General features: G+C 64.5%; 14 protein-coding genes, 1 tRNA gene and 2 pseudogenes. 7 read left to right on the top strand and 10 right to left on the bottom strand.

Annotated features, from left to right (window positions below; translation table 11 throughout):
* Positions 1-753: a sulfite exporter TauE/SafE family protein gene (locus tag G8O24_RS20505; RefSeq protein ID WP_188102431.1), complete on the bottom strand. Its 753-nt coding sequence runs from the start codon at positions 751-753 to the stop codon at positions 1-3.
* A gap of 96 nt (positions 754-849) precedes the next feature.
* Between G8O24_RS20505 and G8O24_RS20500 the strand changes: the two genes are divergently transcribed.
* Positions 850-1,740: a LysR substrate-binding domain-containing protein gene (locus tag G8O24_RS20500; protein WP_188102430.1), complete on the top strand. Its 891-nt coding sequence runs from the start codon at positions 850-852 to the stop codon at positions 1,738-1,740.
* Between the two features lie 168 nt (positions 1,741-1,908).
* Here the strand turns inward: G8O24_RS20500 and G8O24_RS20495 are convergent, their stop codons facing one another.
* The 3 genes from G8O24_RS20495 to G8O24_RS20485 form a co-directional block, all read right to left on the bottom strand.
* Positions 1,909-2,898, bottom strand: a complete 990-nt coding sequence (locus G8O24_RS20495) for a Bug family tripartite tricarboxylate transporter substrate binding protein (protein WP_188102428.1) — start codon at positions 2,896-2,898, stop codon at positions 1,909-1,911.
* A gap of 22 nt (positions 2,899-2,920) precedes the next feature.
* Complete coding sequence (gene hisN, locus G8O24_RS20490; protein WP_188102427.1) at positions 2,921-3,703, bottom strand: histidinol-phosphatase; 783 nt, start codon at positions 3,701-3,703, stop codon at positions 2,921-2,923.
* 526 nt (positions 3,704-4,229) lie between these two features.
* Positions 4,230-5,120: an N-formylglutamate amidohydrolase gene (locus G8O24_RS20485; protein ID WP_188102425.1), complete on the bottom strand. Its 891-nt coding sequence runs from the start codon at positions 5,118-5,120 to the stop codon at positions 4,230-4,232.
* A 331-nt stretch (positions 5,121-5,451) separates the two neighbouring features.
* On the opposite strand from G8O24_RS20485, the gene cpdR reads away from it, so the two are divergent.
* From cpdR to G8O24_RS20470, 3 genes are all read left to right on the top strand, one after another.
* On the top strand, positions 5,452-5,811 hold the full coding sequence (gene cpdR, locus G8O24_RS20480; protein WP_007597092.1) for a cell cycle two-component system response regulator CpdR: 360 nt from the start codon (positions 5,452-5,454) through the stop codon (positions 5,809-5,811).
* Positions 5,812-5,885: 74 nt separating this feature from the next.
* Positions 5,886-5,960, top strand: a tRNA-Val gene (locus G8O24_RS20475).
* A gap of 143 nt (positions 5,961-6,103) precedes the next feature.
* Positions 6,104-6,331, top strand: a complete 228-nt coding sequence (locus tag G8O24_RS20470; RefSeq protein WP_188102423.1) for a hypervirulence associated TUDOR domain-containing protein — start codon at positions 6,104-6,106, stop codon at positions 6,329-6,331.
* A gap of 39 nt (positions 6,332-6,370) precedes the next feature.
* Here the strand turns inward: G8O24_RS20470 and G8O24_RS20465 are convergent, their stop codons facing one another.
* Positions 6,371-6,946, bottom strand: coding sequence for a TetR/AcrR family transcriptional regulator (locus G8O24_RS20465; protein WP_188102421.1), 576 nt, complete (start codon positions 6,944-6,946; stop codon positions 6,371-6,373).
* A 132-nt stretch (positions 6,947-7,078) separates the two neighbouring features.
* On the opposite strand from G8O24_RS20465, the gene G8O24_RS20460 reads away from it, so the two are divergent.
* Together G8O24_RS20460 and G8O24_RS20455 are read left to right on the top strand one after the other, a co-directional pair.
* On the top strand, positions 7,079-8,062 hold the full coding sequence (locus G8O24_RS20460; RefSeq protein WP_188102419.1) for a zinc-binding dehydrogenase: 984 nt from the start codon (positions 7,079-7,081) through the stop codon (positions 8,060-8,062).
* Positions 8,063-8,173: 111 nt separating this feature from the next.
* Positions 8,174-9,241, top strand: a complete 1,068-nt coding sequence (locus G8O24_RS20455) for an alkene reductase (protein WP_188102417.1) — start codon at positions 8,174-8,176, stop codon at positions 9,239-9,241.
* Positions 9,242-9,266: 25 nt separating this feature from the next.
* Here the strand turns inward: G8O24_RS20455 and G8O24_RS20450 are convergent, their stop codons facing one another.
* The 3 genes from G8O24_RS20450 to G8O24_RS20440 form a co-directional block, all read right to left on the bottom strand.
* Positions 9,267-10,553: a heme-binding protein gene (locus tag G8O24_RS20450; RefSeq protein ID WP_188102415.1), complete on the bottom strand. Its 1,287-nt coding sequence runs from the start codon at positions 10,551-10,553 to the stop codon at positions 9,267-9,269.
* 421 nt (positions 10,554-10,974) lie between these two features.
* Positions 10,975-11,442: an NUDIX hydrolase gene (locus tag G8O24_RS20445; protein WP_188102413.1), complete on the bottom strand. Its 468-nt coding sequence runs from the start codon at positions 11,440-11,442 to the stop codon at positions 10,975-10,977.
* Between the two features lie 8 nt (positions 11,443-11,450).
* Positions 11,451-12,542, bottom strand: coding sequence for an enolase C-terminal domain-like protein (locus G8O24_RS20440; protein ID WP_188102411.1), 1,092 nt, complete (start codon positions 12,540-12,542; stop codon positions 11,451-11,453).
* 190 nt (positions 12,543-12,732) lie between these two features.
* Here G8O24_RS20440 and G8O24_RS20435 point away from each other — a divergent pair.
* Positions 12,733-13,902 (top strand): annotated as a pseudogene (locus tag G8O24_RS20435) (c-type heme family protein); the annotation flags it as partial.
* On the opposite strand, the pseudogene G8O24_RS20430 reads toward G8O24_RS20435, so the two are convergent.
* Both G8O24_RS20430 and G8O24_RS20425 read right to left on the bottom strand, forming a co-directional pair.
* Positions 13,899-14,414: pseudogene (locus tag G8O24_RS20430) on the bottom strand (transposase family protein); the annotation flags it as partial. The pseudogenes G8O24_RS20435 and G8O24_RS20430 sit on opposite strands and share 4 nt — an antisense overlap.
* A 235-nt stretch (positions 14,415-14,649) precedes the next feature.
* Positions 14,650-15,585, bottom strand: a complete 936-nt coding sequence (locus G8O24_RS20425; RefSeq protein WP_376708126.1) for an alpha/beta hydrolase — start codon at positions 15,583-15,585, stop codon at positions 14,650-14,652.
* Positions 15,586-15,697 lie beyond the last annotated feature (112 nt).

The following is a 15,697-nucleotide window of genomic DNA, read 5'->3' as shown; positions in this document are numbered from 1 at the left end:
TCAGGAGAATTCCTTCAGCAGCGCGCTGCCGGCGAGATAGATGCCGAGCAGGATCATCGCCACAAGAAACCAGCGGCGAAACGCCTCCGCCGGCATTTTCGCCCGCACCGCCTGTCCCACGAACATGCCGGCAAAGGCCATCGCCATGGCGACAGCGCCCGGCACGGCATTGGCCGGGGTCAGCAGCCCGCCGGCGGTGAGGTTGAAGGCGAGCGCCAGCGTCGCGGTGGTGAAGAACACGCCGAGCGCCTGCACCAGCTCGTCCTTCTCCATGCCGATCGCCTGCATGAACGGCATCGAGGGGATGACCTGCACACCGGTCGAGGCCGAGATCATTCCGGTGATCACACCGACCACCCCGCCGACCCATTTCTCGTTCCGAGGTGGGATGTGGAACTTGAACTTGCCGAGCCCGATGATGGCGTAGATCACCAGAAGCACGCCGAGCACCACGGTGCCGTAGCGCGCATACGGGCCGGTCAGCGCGCCGGCGTTGAGCCAGCATCCGATGACGGTGCCGATCATCAGCGGCCACAGCCGCCTCAGGATGTCGCGCAAGTATGGGCCGACAAACGTCTGCCAGATGTTGGTGACGATGGCGGGCACGATCACGATGGCGATGGCGCGGCTGGGGGCCATGTTCACCGCGAGCAGACCCATCGACACGGTCGGCAGTCCCAGTCCAACGACGCCCTTGACGAAGCCGGCGATCAGGAAGACGGCGGCGATGAGAATGAGGAGAGGGTCGAGCATGCCGGCCACATTGACCGAAGCTGCGCTGGAGCACAATCTGGAGGTTACGGAGCTAGCCTTCGACACAGACGAAGGCTGAATTTGGAGGAAGCTGCCATGCGCTTCGATCTGGTCGATCTCCAGCTCTTCATCGCGGTCGCCGATCAGCGCAGCATCACCCGTGGCGCGGAGCGGTCGCATTTGGCGCTGGCCTCGGCCAGTGCCCGTATCAAGGGGCTCGAGGATGCGCTCGGCGTCGCGCTGCTCAAGCGCGGCCGCCGCGGCGTCGAGTTGACGGTGGCTGGCGAGAGCCTGCTCGATCATGCGCGGCTCGTGATCCACCAGGTCGACGCCATGCGCGGCGATCTCGCCGGTTTTGCCAGCGGATTGCGTGCGAGCGTGCACTTCCTCGCCAACACATCGGGCCTGTCCGAGCATCTGCCGAAGGCGCTTGCCGGCTTCCTGCGCGAGCATCGCGACATCGCCATCGACATCGAGGAGCGCGAGAGCACCGACATCGCGGCGGCGATCACGGCCGGCGCGGCCGATCTCGGCTTCGCCGCCGAGCACGCGCTGCCCGATCATATCGAGCGCTTCGTGTTCAGCGAGGACCGCCTGACGCTGGTGACGTCCAGGCGCGGCCCGTTCGCCGGCCGCCGCCAGATCGATTTCCAGGAGGCGGGCGCTTGCGAGTTCGTCGGCCTCACCAGCGCGACCGCGCTTCAGATGCACATTTCAAAGCACGCCGCCCGGCTCGGCATGCGCCCGCATTTCCGCGCGCGACTGCGCGACTTCGACGCGATCTGCCAACTGGTGTCGGCGGACGTCGGCGTCGCACTCGTGCCCGAGGCCGCCGCCCGCCGCTGCGCCAAGCTGATGCCGCTCGCCATGGTGCGCCTGCGCGACGCCTTCGCCAATCGCAGGCTCGTGATCTGCGCCCGCAGCTTCAAGGCGCTGCCGCGGCCGGCGAAGATGCTGGTGGAGCATTTAAGGGCGGAGGCGGTGTGAGGGGGATGGATGCGATGTGCTTCAACAGGGGTGGTCGGCTCCCTCCCCCGCTTGCGGGGGAGGGTTGGGGAGAGGGTGTCTCCGCTAGGGAGATTCCCCAAGAGGAGAGAACCCTCACCCGGCGCTTCGCGCCGACCTCTCCCGCAAGCGGGAGAGGTGTAGAACCAGCTACTTCCCCGTTTCCACGCCGGCGTCCTTGATCACCTTCGCCCATTTGGCGGTCTCGTCCGCAATGAAGCTGCGAAAATGCTCCGGCTCGTCGCCGACAAGTGTTGCGCCTTGGGCGGCGAGCTTCTCCTTCACGGCGGGATCCGCCATCGCCCTGGTCGCGAGATCATGCAGCGCAGTGACGATCTCCTTCGGCGTGCCCTTGGGCGCGACCATGCCGTACCAGTTCTCGATGCGCAGCTCAGGAAAGCCCGCTTCCTTCGTGGTCGGCACGTCGGGGGCGGTCGGGGCGCGCTCCACCGAGCCGACTGCGATCGGTCTCAAGGCGCCGGCCTTGACCTGCGGCAGCAGCACCGGAAGATCGAGGAACGTCATCTGCACCTGCTGGCCCAGCAGATCGTTCACGGCCGGGGCGGCGCCGCGATAGGGCACATGCACGATGTCGATTTTCGCCGTCAGCTTGAACAATTCGCCGGCCAGATGCGGCAGGCTGCCGGGGCCGGAGGAGGCGAAATTGAGCTTGCCCGGCTGCGCTTTCGCAAGCGTAATCAATTCGCCGATGTCCTTGGCGGGCACGTTGGTGGCGACGACGAGCATTTCCGGCACGGTCGCGACCAGCGTCACCGGGGCAAGGTCATTGAGCGCGTCGTAGGCGACCTTCTCCATGCTCGGGCTGATCGCGAGCGCGCCGGCCGACGAGATCGCGATGGTGTAGCCGTCGGGCGCACTCTTGGCGACGGCGTCGGTGCCGAGCACGCCGCCCTGGCCGCCGCGATTGTCGATCAGCACCGGCTGCCCTGATAGTTCCGACATGCGCTGGCCGACGACGCGGGCGATGATGTCGTTGGGGCCGCCGGCCGGGAACGGCACGATCAGCTTGATCGGTTTTGCCGGAAAGTTCTGGGCGGAGGCTGCTGACGGCAGCAGCAGGAACGATCCCAGAAGCACTCTCGAGAACAAATCAGCGAGAAGCCTGCGTGAGATCGTCATGCAAGCCTCCCGCTCGCGTTTGTTATTGGTTCAGCAGTTTCAGCGCCTCTTCATGAACCCTGGCATCGCCCGCCGCAACGATGCGGCCGCCGCCCTGGGCCGGCTTGCCTTCCCAGGTGGTGACGACGCCGCCGGCGCCGGTCACGATCGGGATCAGCGCGGCGATGTCGTAGGGCTTCAGTTCGGTCTCGACCACGAGATCGACATGGCCGGCCGCGAGCATGCAATAGGAATAGCAATCGCCGCCATAGCGCGACAGCCGCGCGCCCTGCTCGATCCGGCCGAAAATGGCGCGGTCGCGCTCGTTCATCAGCAGCGGTGAGGTGGTGTAGGTCGTCGCCTCCGACAGCGAGGCGCAGCGGCGGACCTGGAGCCGGCGCTCACTGGTGGGGCCTTTATAGGTGGCCGAACCGTTGTCGCCGGAGAAGCGCTCGCCGATGAAGGGCTGGTGCATCATGCCGTAGACCGGCGTGCCCTTGTGCAGCAGCGCGATCAGCGTGCCCCAGATCGGAAAGCCGCCGATGAAGGATTTCGTCCCGTCGATGGGGTCGAGCACCCAGACGTAGTCGGCGTCCTCGCGCTCATTGCCGAATTCCTCACCGACGATGCCGTGCTGGGGGAAGCTCGCCTTGATCAGCCGCCGCATCACGGCCTCCGCGGCGCGGTCGGCTTCCGTGACGGGGTCGAAATCCTTGGTCTTGCTTTTGTCGTCGATCGACAGCGAGGTGCGGAAGAACGGCAGGATGGTCTCGCCGGAGGCGGTGGCGAGCCGTCCGATGAAGGCTGAGAAGTCGATCACCGTCACGGTGCATCCTCAAAACGAAAGTGGGGTGAAGCTCGCATCTGCCTAGCTCAAATCGGCTCTCGCGTGCAGCGCTGTGTTGATTTGCACCCTGGTATTTTGGATCCGCCCAAGCACTCGAGTGTCCGAGCCATCCGCTGGTCAAATATCGATCACCGTGTTGAGAACTTAGTTCCTTGTATGCCTTGTTCGTATGCAAATGACTATCAACCCATTGAAATTCCTTATCAAAGAAACTGAATCTGGATTTCGCTGGAAGCAAATGAGCCATGTATTTTTGCATGGGAAATGGCTCAAAAGCCCTTGCGCTTTGTGCGGCGCGGCCGCATATTGTTGCGGTGCGGTAGCGCTTCTCGCGTTACCGCTGCCCTCCTTGGGCGTTTCCTCCCTAGACTTGGGCCGCTTCTTCATCAGAAGCGGCCCTTTTTTCTTTGGGCCTCTGTTTCAGTTTCACGCGCGTGTTGGCGGGATTCGAAAACGCGTCCGCGCCAGCCGGGCGCAACCAGGCCGTTCGAAGAAAAGCTGTCGTCTATTCCGCCGCGGCCTGGAACGGGCCGAGATCGCCGAACGGGATCGTCGTCGCCAGCACGTCCGCGAGGATACCGAAGTCGCTCGCCACTTGCGCAAAACGAGGGCCGCGCTCCCGACGCCGTTCGTCCATGTAGATCGCGCGGTTGAGCTCGAGCTGCACGGCATGCAGGCCGCTCGCCGGGTTGCCGTAATGCTCGGTAATGAAGCCGCCGGCATAGGGCTTGTTGCGGCCGGTCGAATAGCCGAGGCCGGTCATGGTTTCCTCGACCCGGTCGGGCAGCAGCGGCGTGCAGCTGGTGCCGTAGCGGTCGCCGATCACGACGTCGGGCCGGCGCGGCTCGTCCCTGGAGATCCCGACCGACGGCATCGAATGGCAGTCGACCAGCACCACGGTGCCGAACATCTGGTGCACCTTGTTGATCAGCCGGCGCAGCGCGCGATGATAGGGCTTGTACAGCGTCTCGATCCGCGTCAGCGCCTCGTCGACCGCGATGCGGTCGCGATAGATCTCCTGGCCGTCGCCGACCACGCGGGGAATGGTGCCGAGGCCGCCCGCGACCCGCATCGAGCGCGTGTTGGCAAAGCTGGGCAGGCGGCCGGTGAACATGCGGGGGTCGAGCTCATAGGGCTCTCTGTTGACGTCGACGAAGGAGCGCGGAAAGTTGACCCGTACGGTCGGAAAGCCGCGCGCGCTGAGATGGCCGATCAGCTCGTCCATGAAGGAATCTTCGGACCGGCGCAATTGCGGCAGGTCGATCCGCGATGCGCTCAGGAATTCCTCCGGATAGGTCGAGCCGGAATGGGGCGAGTTGAAGATAACAGGCGCCCGCCACTCGGCGGGCTCCACGATCTCGAAGGCTGGCGACACCTCGCCGTCAATCCGGGTCATCTTCTCAGGCTTCGTCCCTTCACGCCGCGTCACCCGGCACGGAGTCCGGATCGAATGATTCGGCCGGTCGAGCGGCTCTTATGTCGTCGTCATTGTCCGGAATCACAACCATTCTGCCAAGCGAAAAAGCGTGATCGGCGCTGGAACATGTCTTAACCGTGTGGGCAGGCAGGCGGGGATGCCCGGCTGCGGCCCGATTGATTCGCCAGCCGTTCGGGTTCACAACACCACGGCTGCGCGACCGGCCCAGGGTTAAGATTTTCACCCCAAATTTACCCTCTGTCGGGCTAAGTGACCTCTGCCTGTCCTCTGGGGATTCGACGTTCCTGCCATGCCAAAGATCCTGCTCGCCGAAGACGACAACGACATGCGCCGTTTCCTGGTCAAGGCGCTGGAAAACGCCGGTTTTCAGGTCTCGTCCCACGACAATGGCATGGCCGCCTATCAGCGCCTGCGGGAAGAGCCGTTCGAGATGCTCCTGACCGACATCGTGATGCCGGAGATGGACGGCATCGAGCTCGCGCGGCGGGCTTCGGAACTCGACCCCGACATCAAGATCATGTTCATCACCGGCTTTGCCGCAGTCGCTCTGAACTCGGATTCGGACGCCCCCAAGAATGCCAAGGTGCTGTCGAAGCCCGTTCACCTGCGTGAATTGGTGAGCGAAGTGAACAAGATGCTGGCGGCCTAAATCGGCCTTGTTCCGTCCTTGCGCACGGTCCGCTGAGCCGTTATAGGGACCCCACCCGACGGAAGTGGACTTTAGGGCACGTAGCTCAGCGGGAGAGCACTACCTTGACATGGTAGGGGTCACAGGTTCGATCCCTGTCGTGCCCACCACGCTTCGCCAAAAGGCTTCGCGTGGCGCAGCCACGCCCAATAAAGGCGAAGCGTGTCCAGCGTAGCTCGCAGAGCGTAGACGGACTGGCGCGTCATTCTCCGCTGTTCTGGAACACGCCCGCACATTCCGGCATTGTTCCGCGATGCCCAAAGCCTGCGCAAAACCCTTCCACCGCGGCGATCACGTCAGCTGGAATTCCGAGGCCGGCCGCGTCCGCGGCCATATCCTGCGTGTCCACACCAAGGACGTCGACTACAAGGGCTACACGCATCACGCGACCGCGGACGATCCGCAATACGAGATCAAGAGCGACAAGACCGATCACGTCGCGCTCCACAGGGGCAGGGCGTTGCGCCGGCTCAAGCATTGAGTCGTGCAGGCGAGCTACGGCCTTGCAAGCCATTCCGCTTCAGGCCAGCAGCGTCATCACCTGGTCGATCACCGCCTGCACCTGCTTCGCATCGGACCCCTGATGCGCGAGCGTCATCAATCCCGTGTGCACCACCATGACCGTGTGCGCGGTGAGATCGGGATCGAAGCCCTTCTTGAATTGGGCCCGGTCGGCGTTGAGGCGCGCGCGCAGCAACTGCTCGAGCCGTCGATTATAGCGCTCGATGCTCTTGCGGATCTCGGCTTGATCGAGCGAGCCGTCGGTTGCCGCATTGATCGACAGGCAGCCCCGCGCGCCCTTTGCGCCCGAGCAATACGGCACGAACCCGGTGAGCCACTGCCTGATCGCGTCGCGGGCCGGGCCGGGCTGGGCCAGGACGCGCTCCGCCCAGCCGAGGATACCGTCGTGATAGCGATCGAGCACGCGCAGGAACAACGCGTGCTTGTCACCGAACGCGGCATAGAGGCTCGGCTTGGCGATGCCGCTCGCCGCGGTGATCTCGTCGAGCGACGCCGCCTGATAGCCCTTGCGCAAGAAAACCTCGCGCGCGACTTCGAGCACGTCGTCGGGATCGAAACTGCGTGGTCTTGCCATCCAGCCTTTTTATGCATTCCAGCGGCCGATGTTAAGTCCTCAAGGAGACGTGACCGGCCCGATCGGCGCCTTCGTTGACCTTCGTCCAATTGTGTACTACAGAGTACATAACGGAGCAAAGGAGGACGGCCGATGAAGGCGGTTCAGGTCGTGGCGTTTGGAAAGCCGGTGGACGCGGTGAAGCTCAATGAAATCGCCGATGTGGGCTCTCCCGGCCCTGATGAAGTCGTGGTCGCCGTCGAGGCCGCTCCCGTCAACGCCACCGACCTCATGATCACGGCCGGACGCTACGGATTCCTGCCGCCATTGCCGGCCACCCTGGGGATCGAGGGCGTCGGCCGCGTCGTTGCGGCCGGTGCGAACGTCAAGAACCTGAAGGAAGGCGACCGAACCTTGATACCGCTGATGGTACCGACCTGGACCGAGCGGGTGAAGTTCACCGCGACATGGCAGCGGCCCTTGTCGTTGCAGGCCGATGTTCAGCAACTCGCGATGGTCGGCGTCAATCCCGCGACGGCGTATCTGATGCTGACAGATATGGTGAAGGTCCCGAACGGTGGTTGGGTGATTCAGAATGGCGCCAATTCGGCAACGGGGCGCGCGGTCATCGCGGTGGCGAAATCGCTGGGATTGAAGCTGGTCAACGTGGTCAGGCGCGAGGAATTGGTGCCGGAGCTGCGCGCACTGGGAGCGGATGTGGTGCTCGTCGACGGTCCGGACCTCGCCAAGCGCGTCGCCGGCGAGACAGGGGGAGCCGCGATCCCTCTGGCGCTCGACATGGTGGGCGGCGCATCGACCCTGAATCTGATGAACTGCCTCGCGCCGAAGGGCGTGGTGGTGGTCTATAGCGCCATGAGCGGGCAGCCCTTTTCCGGCTCGAGCCAGCGGGCGATTTTTGCCGACGTGTCGCTGCGCGGCTTCTGGCTGGTGCATTGGCTCAAGACCGCCTCGGACGAGACCATGGGCAAGATGTATGATCATCTGACGACGCTGGTGACGTCGGGAGCGCTCACGGCGCCGGTCGCCGCGACCTATGGCCTCGAGCGGTTTTCCGAGGCGCTCGCCGTCGCCGCCAACTTCAAGGGCAAGGTCATCTTCACGCCGAACCGCGCCTGATTGGAGATCGAAAATCCTCACGCGGTCTGCCCTTTGAAATCACTTTCTATACTTATTGGTATAGAAACTTGACCAGAGCCGTTGTCATCCCGAGCACCGGAGAAGAATCCCATGCCGTCCTTGTTCGATCCGCTTTCCATCGGCGAGCTGACGCTGCCAAACCGCGTCATCATGGCGCCGCTGACGCGCCTGCGCGCCGATCAGAACAAGGTTCCGACCCCGATCATGGCCGATTATTACGCGCAGCGCGCGTCCGCCGGCTTGATCATCTCCGAAGGTGTCCCAGTCTCGCAGCAGGGTGTCGGCTATCGCGGCGTCGCCGGCATCTGGGCGGACGAGCATGTCAACGGCTGGCGAAACGTGACCAGGGCGGTGAAGGCGGCGGGCGGCCGCATCTTCATGCAGATCTGGCATGTCGGCCGGATTTCCGACCCGGAGTTTCACAATGGACAGGCGCCGGTGGCACCGAGTCCGCTCGCGGCCAAGGGCCATGTCAGCCTGCTGCGTCCCGAACGTCCCTTTGTCGTGCCGCGGCCACTGCCGGCCGCTGAGGTCGCCGCCGTCGTTGCCGATTTCCGCAGGGCCGCGCAGTTTGCCGAGGCGGCCGGTTTCGATGGCGTCGAGCTGCATGGCGCCAATGGATATTTGCTCGATCAGTTTCTTCAGGATGGATCGAACCAGCGCAGCGATCAATATGGCGGATCGATCGAGAACAGGGCGCGTCTCATGCTCGAGGCGGTCGATGCGGCCATCGAGGTCTGGGGGTCAGGTCGCGTCGCCATGCATCTGGCGCCGCGGGGCGACGTGCACTCGATGGGCGATTCCGATCGCGCCGCAACGTTCGGCTATGTCGCGCGCGAGCTCGGCCGCCGCAGAATCGCCTTCCTCTGTGTCCGCGAGCATGCCGCGGCCGACAGCTTGGGTCCGCAACTGAAGGCGGCGTTTGGCGGCGTCTACATCGCCAACGAAGGCTTTACCGCAACAACCGCGCAGGATGCGCTGGATGCTGGATGGGCCGATGCCGTCGCATTCGGCAAGGCGTTCATCGCAAATCCCGATCTGCCGGCGCGATTGCGCGCCGGCGCGCCGTTGAACGAGCCGCGGCCGGCGACCTTCTACGCGTCCGGCGCCGAGGGCTATATCGACTATCCCGCCCTGCAGCTTCAGGCCATCGGCTGAATTGGCGACGCGGGGCGTGCCGCCCTCATGTCAGCGGCAGCAGATGCTCCGGGATCGGCACCGGGGCGGCCGGCACCAGCGAGGCGACGGAGACGTGCGGCCAGGTCAGGCCGTTGAAATCAAGCATGACTTTCTGCGAATACTGAATCTGCGTCGTCGCCACCCGCACGCGGCCGCCGGCAAACGCCTTGCCCGGCACGAAGGGAAGCGTGGCGACGAAGCTCGGCACCAGCGGCACGGTGCCCTTCTGCAACGGCTGGAGGATGATCGGCGGCTCTCCGCTCGCGATGTGCGGCACGTCGATGTCGTAGATGACGGTCTCGATCCAGAACACCGCATCCATCTGGAACGCATTGGCATTGGCGCCATTGCCGCCCGGCGGCGGTGCGGGCACGCCTTGCAGAAACGCGATGTTCGCCGTGCCGCCGGCGAAATTCGGCGCCGGCGGATGCGGTCCCGGCGAAGCGACCGCCGGCAACGGGCCGCCCGACAGCGGCGAGCCGGGCTTGGTCGAGGTCTCGATGATGATGGTCTGGCTGATGGTCTGATGCGCGATCTGGTTGCGCAGCACCGTGTTCGGATCGGTGATCATGGCCTGCGTCAGCCTGCCGGCGGCCATCAGCGTGGTGAGATCCTGCGGCAGCCTGCGTGTCGTCTTGTTGGCCGCGGTCTGATTCTGGAAGGTGAACTTGTTGGCCGGATTGCCGCCGAAGAACGGCGTGATGTCGATCGCCGCAATCACAGGCTTGCCGGCGACGGGCGGTAGCGCGGCGCCTTGCGCGGTGATCGTCGTGCCGTGCGGGATCGAGGCCATGCGCGCGAGGGTGAACGGTTCGTGCGGATTGGTGGTCGCAGGCACCGCAAGCCAGATGCCGGGCTCGAAGTGGATGCCGACGGGCGTTCCCGTGGTCACGTCGTTGATGGTCTGCAGATAGGGCACGCCGTTGAGGAAGGCATCGGCCTGCGGTCCCGAGCCGCGATTGGGGATCGCGCCGAGATTGTTCGAGAACGAGAGCGTCTCGTCGGTGAGGTTCAGCTCCAGCACATTGTCGGGCGGATCGGTGGTGTTGATCGGCCCCGGCATTTGCGTCGGCGTCGTCGCGCTGTCCGGCCGGAAGATCGTGTTGAACCCCTGTCCCGTAAAGGTGCCGGTGAAGGCCGCCAGCGGCCCGAGCGTGGGCGGCAGCGTCACAGGCACGGCAGCGGGAACGGCGGCGGCTTGCGCGGCGGCCCTGAACACATTGTCGACCTGGTGGATGGAGAAGTTGGCGGTCTTGCTGAAGGCGCTGATGAGCGGCTTGGGTTCGTCCATGGGGCGTTCCTCTCGATGGCTGCAAGCGCGAGCGTCGATGCCGGCGCTCTCCCGGGCCGGCGATCCGGGTCAATCGTGTGTGCGGGGCATGAAGCGTCGTCGCATCGCCGGGGACGGCGATGCCCGGAATTTTTCGAAACTGACCGCGATCTGTTGAGGCGCTTCCGTCGCAGGGCGTGTTCAACGTCTCCTGCGCAGGACTCCAACTCGGTGTTCGCAAATGAAGTAATCGAGAAACGGATACGGGTTCGTTCGCCCGTTCGCCTTGGTTACATCTTGAATATGATACAACCTTGGCGGGGCTTCAAATGTGTTCCATTTCACAATGTGCGCCGACGATGAGCATATCCGTCATCGAACAGGCAAAGATCCAGGCGCAGGTCCTGGTGCCGCCGGTCAAGGCGCTGCAGGCCAGCGATTGTCAGTCGTGCCCGTCCTTGTGTCCGAGCAGCAGGCCCTTCAACCCGGTCGGATAGAGACTCGGTCCTCCCGGCACGTCGAGATCGGCGAGGTCGAACCAGCGGGCCACGATCGCCTCGCCGTTGTCTTCGCGGAAATCGATGCGGTCCTGGCCATCGAACGCGCGGTGTGGAAACGCGACCTCGGCGATGAACATCACCTCGTGACCAATGGCGCCTTCGTGCGTAAAGATGTTCTCCATCATCAGCGGCTCGGCCGTGATGGTCACCTCGATGCCCAGCTCTTCATTGAACTCGCGCAGGAGCGCCGTTCGCCAGCTCTCGCCGAACTCGATCTCGCCGCCGAGCGGCCGCACCCCCTTGATCCGCCCGGCGTCGTCCCGCACCTCGGCCGCAAGCAGCCGCCCAGCCCGCCAGTGCAGGCCGATCGCGACGACGCGGATATGCGGATGCGGGCGCCATGTGGTCATGGGGCGGATCAGCCGACCAGATATGTCTTCACGGCGGCCTCGTCCCATTCGATGCCGTTGCCAGGCTCCTCGCCAGGCAGCGCAAAGCCATCCTTGATCGTCAGCCGCCTCGCCAGCACCGCGTCGGCCCAGTCGACATATTCCAGCCAGTGCGCTGATGGGGTCACGCAGAGCAGATGCGCGCTCACCTCCGAGAACAGATGCGTCGACATCTCGATGCCGGCGGCATGGGCGAGCGCGGCGGCGCGCAGCCAGCCGGTGACGCCGCCGATGCGCTGCACGTCGGGCATCACGTAGTCGCAGGCCTCCGCCGCCAGCGCCGCCTGCATCGAAAAGGCGCTGTCGAAATTCTCGCCGATCTGGACCGGGGTGCGCAGCGCATCGGCAATGCGGGCACAGCCTTCGTAGTCGTCATGGCGGATCGGCTCCTCGATCCAGCAGAGGCCCTCGTCGTCGAGCATCTCGCCGCGGCGGATGGCTTCAGTCACCGTCAGCGCCTGATTGTAGTCGCACATCAGCGTCACCTCATCGCCGACGGCCTTGCGCACGGCGCGCACCACGGCGAGATCCTCCCGCGCATCGGGCCGGCCGACGCGGATTTTTGCGGCGTGAAAACCTTCGGCCAGCAGCCTGTGGGCCTCGTCCACGGCAGCGCCCGCCGGCATGATGCCGAGCCCTTTCGAATTGTACGCTCTCACCGGCTTCGGCGCGCCGCCGAGCAGCCGGGCGAGCGGCAGGCCGCGGGCGCGGGCCAGGGCATCCCAGGCCGCCATGTCGATCCCCGATTGCGCCAGCCGTTGCAGGCCGGCGAGGCCGAGCAGGGTGAAGCGCTGGGTCAGCTTGCGCTCGATCTCGAACGGCAGCAGCTCGTCGCCTTTGAGCAGGTCCGCCATGTCCGCCACCATCGCGGTCAGCGGCTTCAGGGCCGAGGGGGTGATCGCAAACAGATAGGCGTGTCCCACCGCGCCCTGGTCGGTCTCGCAGTCGATCAGCACCAGCGGCGCCTTTGCCACCGCACCGGTCGAGGTCAGAAGCGGCAGGTTCATCGGCACGATCACGGCGCGCGCGGTGAACCTGACGATGCGGATGGTGTCGGTCATGGTATCGGTCCGGATTGTCAATGCAGGTTGATATCGATCTTAAACATTCGTCATGAAACGAAAAGGTGACCTCGCCCGACCCACCATAAAATGGGGTTGCGCGGGCGCGCGTTTATTGGCTCTGTGCAGGGCGCATGCCGCGCCGCAAATCCCCCGAATTTGCGACAATAGCGCACAACGGAGCCGAAACGTGAAACGAGAGATCGCCGAAGAGCAGCGCAAGAGCGGCATCCTGACCGGCGCCGTGATCGCCTTCCTCCTGCTGGCTCTGCCGCTCGCGGTCTGGCTGGACCTCACCGAACTGAGCAAGAGGGCGCTGCGCCGGCAGGCGGCCGATCTCAATTCCGTCATATCGAGCGTGCGCAGCTACTATGCGTCCAACGTGGTCGGACGCATCCTCGCCAATCCCAATGGCACGACCAAGGTCGTGCACAATTACGAAGCCGTTCCCGGCGCGATCCCGATCCCGGCGACGTTGTCGCTGGAACTCGGCCGGGTGATCGGCGCGCAGCAGGAGAACATCACCTACCGTTTCGTCTCGGACTTCCCGTTCCAGAACCGCGCCCCGCACCAGCTCGATACGTTCGAGAAGGATGCGCTGGCCGCGCTGCGCGCCGATCCCGAGCGCAAGATCGTCGATACCGAGACCTCGCTGTTCTCCGACAAGGTCCGCCTGGTCGCCCCCGTCACGATGGGGCCGGCCTGCGTCAGCTGCCACAACAGCCACCCCGAGAGCCCGAAGAAGGACTGGAAGGTGGGAGACGTCCGCGGCATCCAGGAAGTCATCATCGCCCAGCCGATCGCCGCCAACATCTTCTCGTTCAAGTTCCTGCTGGCCTATTTCCTGATCGCCGCCGGTTGCGGCCTGTCGTTCCTGTCGCTGCAGCGCCGCCAGGCCAGCCGCATCATGGGCATGAACAAGGAGCTCGAATCCGCCAACGACTTCCTGGCCTCGCTGTCGATGAAGATCTCGCGCTACATCCCCCCGCAGGTCTACAAGAGCATCTTCTCCGGCCAGAAGGACGTCACCATCCACACCGAGCGCAAGAAGCTCACCATCTTCTTCTCCGACATCCAGAATTTCACCGCGACCACCGAGCGGCTGCAGCCCGAACTGCTGACCCAGCTCCTCAATGAATATTTCACCGAGATGTCCGCGATCGCGCACGAGCATGGCGGCACCGTCGACAAGTTCATCGGCGACGCCATGCTGATCTTCTTCGGCGATCCCGAGACCAAGGGCGACCGCGCGGACGCGCAGGCCTGTCTGCAGATGGCCTGGCGCATGCAGCAGCGTCTTGCCGAGCTCAACGCGAAATGGCGGGCGTCCGGCATCGAACAGCCGTTCCGCTCGCGCCTGGTGGCTTTCTCGTGCAGCTCTGTGTAGGCGAACTTCGAGGTGCGATCGATTGCGACGAGGAGATAGAGTCGGCCTTCGGCGGTGCGGACCTCAGCTATATCGATGTGGAAGTAGCCGATTGGATAGCTCTTGAACTTGCGTTTGATGCCTTTGCCATCTTCCACGTCCGGCAGCCGTGAAATGCTGTGACGCTGAAGACATCGATGAAGCGATGAGCGGGTCAGGTGCGGGATCGTGGCCTGAAGAGCGTAGAGACAGTCGTCGAGTGGCAACAGTGTATGCTTGCGAAAGGCCACGATGATGGCCTCGTCCTCCACCGATAGAGAGGTGGATTTTGGCTCCTTGGGTCCTGTCTTCAGATCACTGACGGAACCTCGCCTCTTCCACTTGGCGGCAGTCTTGGGATTGATTCCGTAGCGCTTAGCCAGCGCTCTTAAGCTCTCTTGACTATTTTGTATTGCTCGACGGACCGCCTCCGTCGTGGTGGCGCAGCCGTGTAAAACTTGTCCCATAGCGCTTCCTTCGAATCGTGCGATAAGGATGCACCATCAAAGCCCGGGACTAAACACCTAGCCCTCCCCCACAAGGGGGGAGGGAACGCACTTTTGTTGTGGTGAATGTCTTGGTCGCACCAGAGAGATGAGCGCAAAGCGTCGTCTCGCACTCCGCTCCGCTCCCTCCCCCCTTGTGGGGGAGGGCGGGGAGAGGGTGGCCCAGCAAACGGCGCGAATGGCTAGTCGAGCAACCCTACGGCAGCCCGCGGGCCTCCAACTGATGCACCAGCAGCAGCGTCGGCTCGGCGAGGCTGTCGCCGGAACCGTCCAGCCCAAACGCGGCCGCGATGCCGTCGCGGCTGCGCAGGATCGTGGTGCGCGGGCAGTGGCCGGCGCCACACAGCGTCTTCTTCAGGGTCTCTCCCTGCGCGACCAGGCCCGCCGGATCGTTGGCGGACCACGCCAGCACGATCGGCTCCTCGACATTGAGGATGCCGGGAAACACCGAGCGCTTGTCATATTGCGAGGCATCAGCGCCGAAATAGGCCTTTTCGCTGTCGCTGGCATCCTTGCCGGCGCGATAGATGCCGGACACAAGCACGACGGCAGCGACATCGGCGCGATCGGCCTGGAGCTCGGGATGGGCCAGCAGGCTCGCGACATGGAAGGCGCCGGCGCCGTAACCGACCGCGACGATCTCGCGGGCATCGCCGTTGAACAGGTCGATATTGCCGTGGATCCAGGACAGCGCCGCCCCGACGTCGGTCGCGCCCATCGGCCAGGTCGCCGTTGGAGCCAGACGATAGTTCACGCGCACGCCGATCATGCCGTTGCGTGCGGCAAAGCACATCGCCTCGTCCTGGATCTCGCGGGACAGGTCCGGCGCCCCGCGGTCGCCGGTGAAGGTATCGCCCGCCACGAACAGCAGCACCGGCCGCGGCGTATCCGCCTTGGTGGCCTCGCTGGTGGCGACGTCGAGCACATTGGCCTCGCTGTCGCCATAGCGCAGGCCGCGCGAAAAGGTGACCTGCTCGCACAGCCGTGCGGCGCCGCCGGCGGTGGTGTCGTTGTCGGTGAGGCCTGTCAGCACGAGGTCGGACGGCACGCTCGGCCGCGCCGGCGACGGGCCATGCGCGGAGGCGGCTGTCACGGTCAGAGCAAGAAGGAGGACGAGACAATTCTTCATCATGGGGGTGCCGGCCTTGCGCGCTCCATATTGGAAGGCGGGTTTGGCCTGTCTTTTCAAATCGCCTTATTACGTCATCTTGTCAGATCATCTTGCGGCGATTTCACGGCACTCT

It is taken from the genome of Bradyrhizobium campsiandrae, assembly GCF_014529705.1.
Classification (GTDB): Bacteria; Pseudomonadota; Alphaproteobacteria; order Rhizobiales; family Xanthobacteraceae; genus Bradyrhizobium; species Bradyrhizobium campsiandrae.
This window is presented reverse-complemented; position numbering and strand designations above follow the sequence as displayed.

Coding starts and splice junctions, on each gene's coding strand:
- G8O24_RS20485 (WP_188102425.1), bottom strand. CDS start 5,120: ATGACCCGGATTGACGGCGAGGTGTCGCCAGCCTTCGAGATCGTGGAG.
- G8O24_RS20445 (WP_188102413.1), bottom strand. CDS start 11,442: ATGACCACATGGCGCCCGCATCCGCATATCCGCGTCGTCGCGATCGGC.
- G8O24_RS20505 (WP_188102431.1), bottom strand. CDS start 753: ATGCTCGACCCTCTCCTCATTCTCATCGCCGCCGTCTTCCTGATCGCC.
- G8O24_RS20470 (WP_188102423.1), top strand. CDS start 6,104: ATGCCCAAAGCCTGCGCAAAACCCTTCCACCGCGGCGATCACGTCAGC.
- G8O24_RS20450 (WP_188102415.1), bottom strand. CDS start 10,553: ATGGACGAACCCAAGCCGCTCATCAGCGCCTTCAGCAAGACCGCCAAC.
- G8O24_RS20465 (WP_188102421.1), bottom strand. CDS start 6,946: ATGGCAAGACCACGCAGTTTCGATCCCGACGACGTGCTCGAAGTCGCG.
- G8O24_RS20495 (WP_188102428.1), bottom strand. CDS start 2,898: ATGACGATCTCACGCAGGCTTCTCGCTGATTTGTTCTCGAGAGTGCTT.
- G8O24_RS20500 (WP_188102430.1), top strand. CDS start 850: ATGCGCTTCGATCTGGTCGATCTCCAGCTCTTCATCGCGGTCGCCGAT.
- cpdR (WP_007597092.1), top strand. CDS start 5,452: ATGCCAAAGATCCTGCTCGCCGAAGACGACAACGACATGCGCCGTTTC.
- G8O24_RS20425 (WP_376708126.1), bottom strand. CDS start 15,585: ATGATGAAGAATTGTCTCGTCCTCCTTCTTGCTCTGACCGTGACAGCC.
- G8O24_RS20460 (WP_188102419.1), top strand. CDS start 7,079: ATGAAGGCGGTTCAGGTCGTGGCGTTTGGAAAGCCGGTGGACGCGGTG.
- G8O24_RS20440 (WP_188102411.1), bottom strand. CDS start 12,542: ATGACCGACACCATCCGCATCGTCAGGTTCACCGCGCGCGCCGTGATC.
- G8O24_RS20455 (WP_188102417.1), top strand. CDS start 8,174: ATGCCGTCCTTGTTCGATCCGCTTTCCATCGGCGAGCTGACGCTGCCA.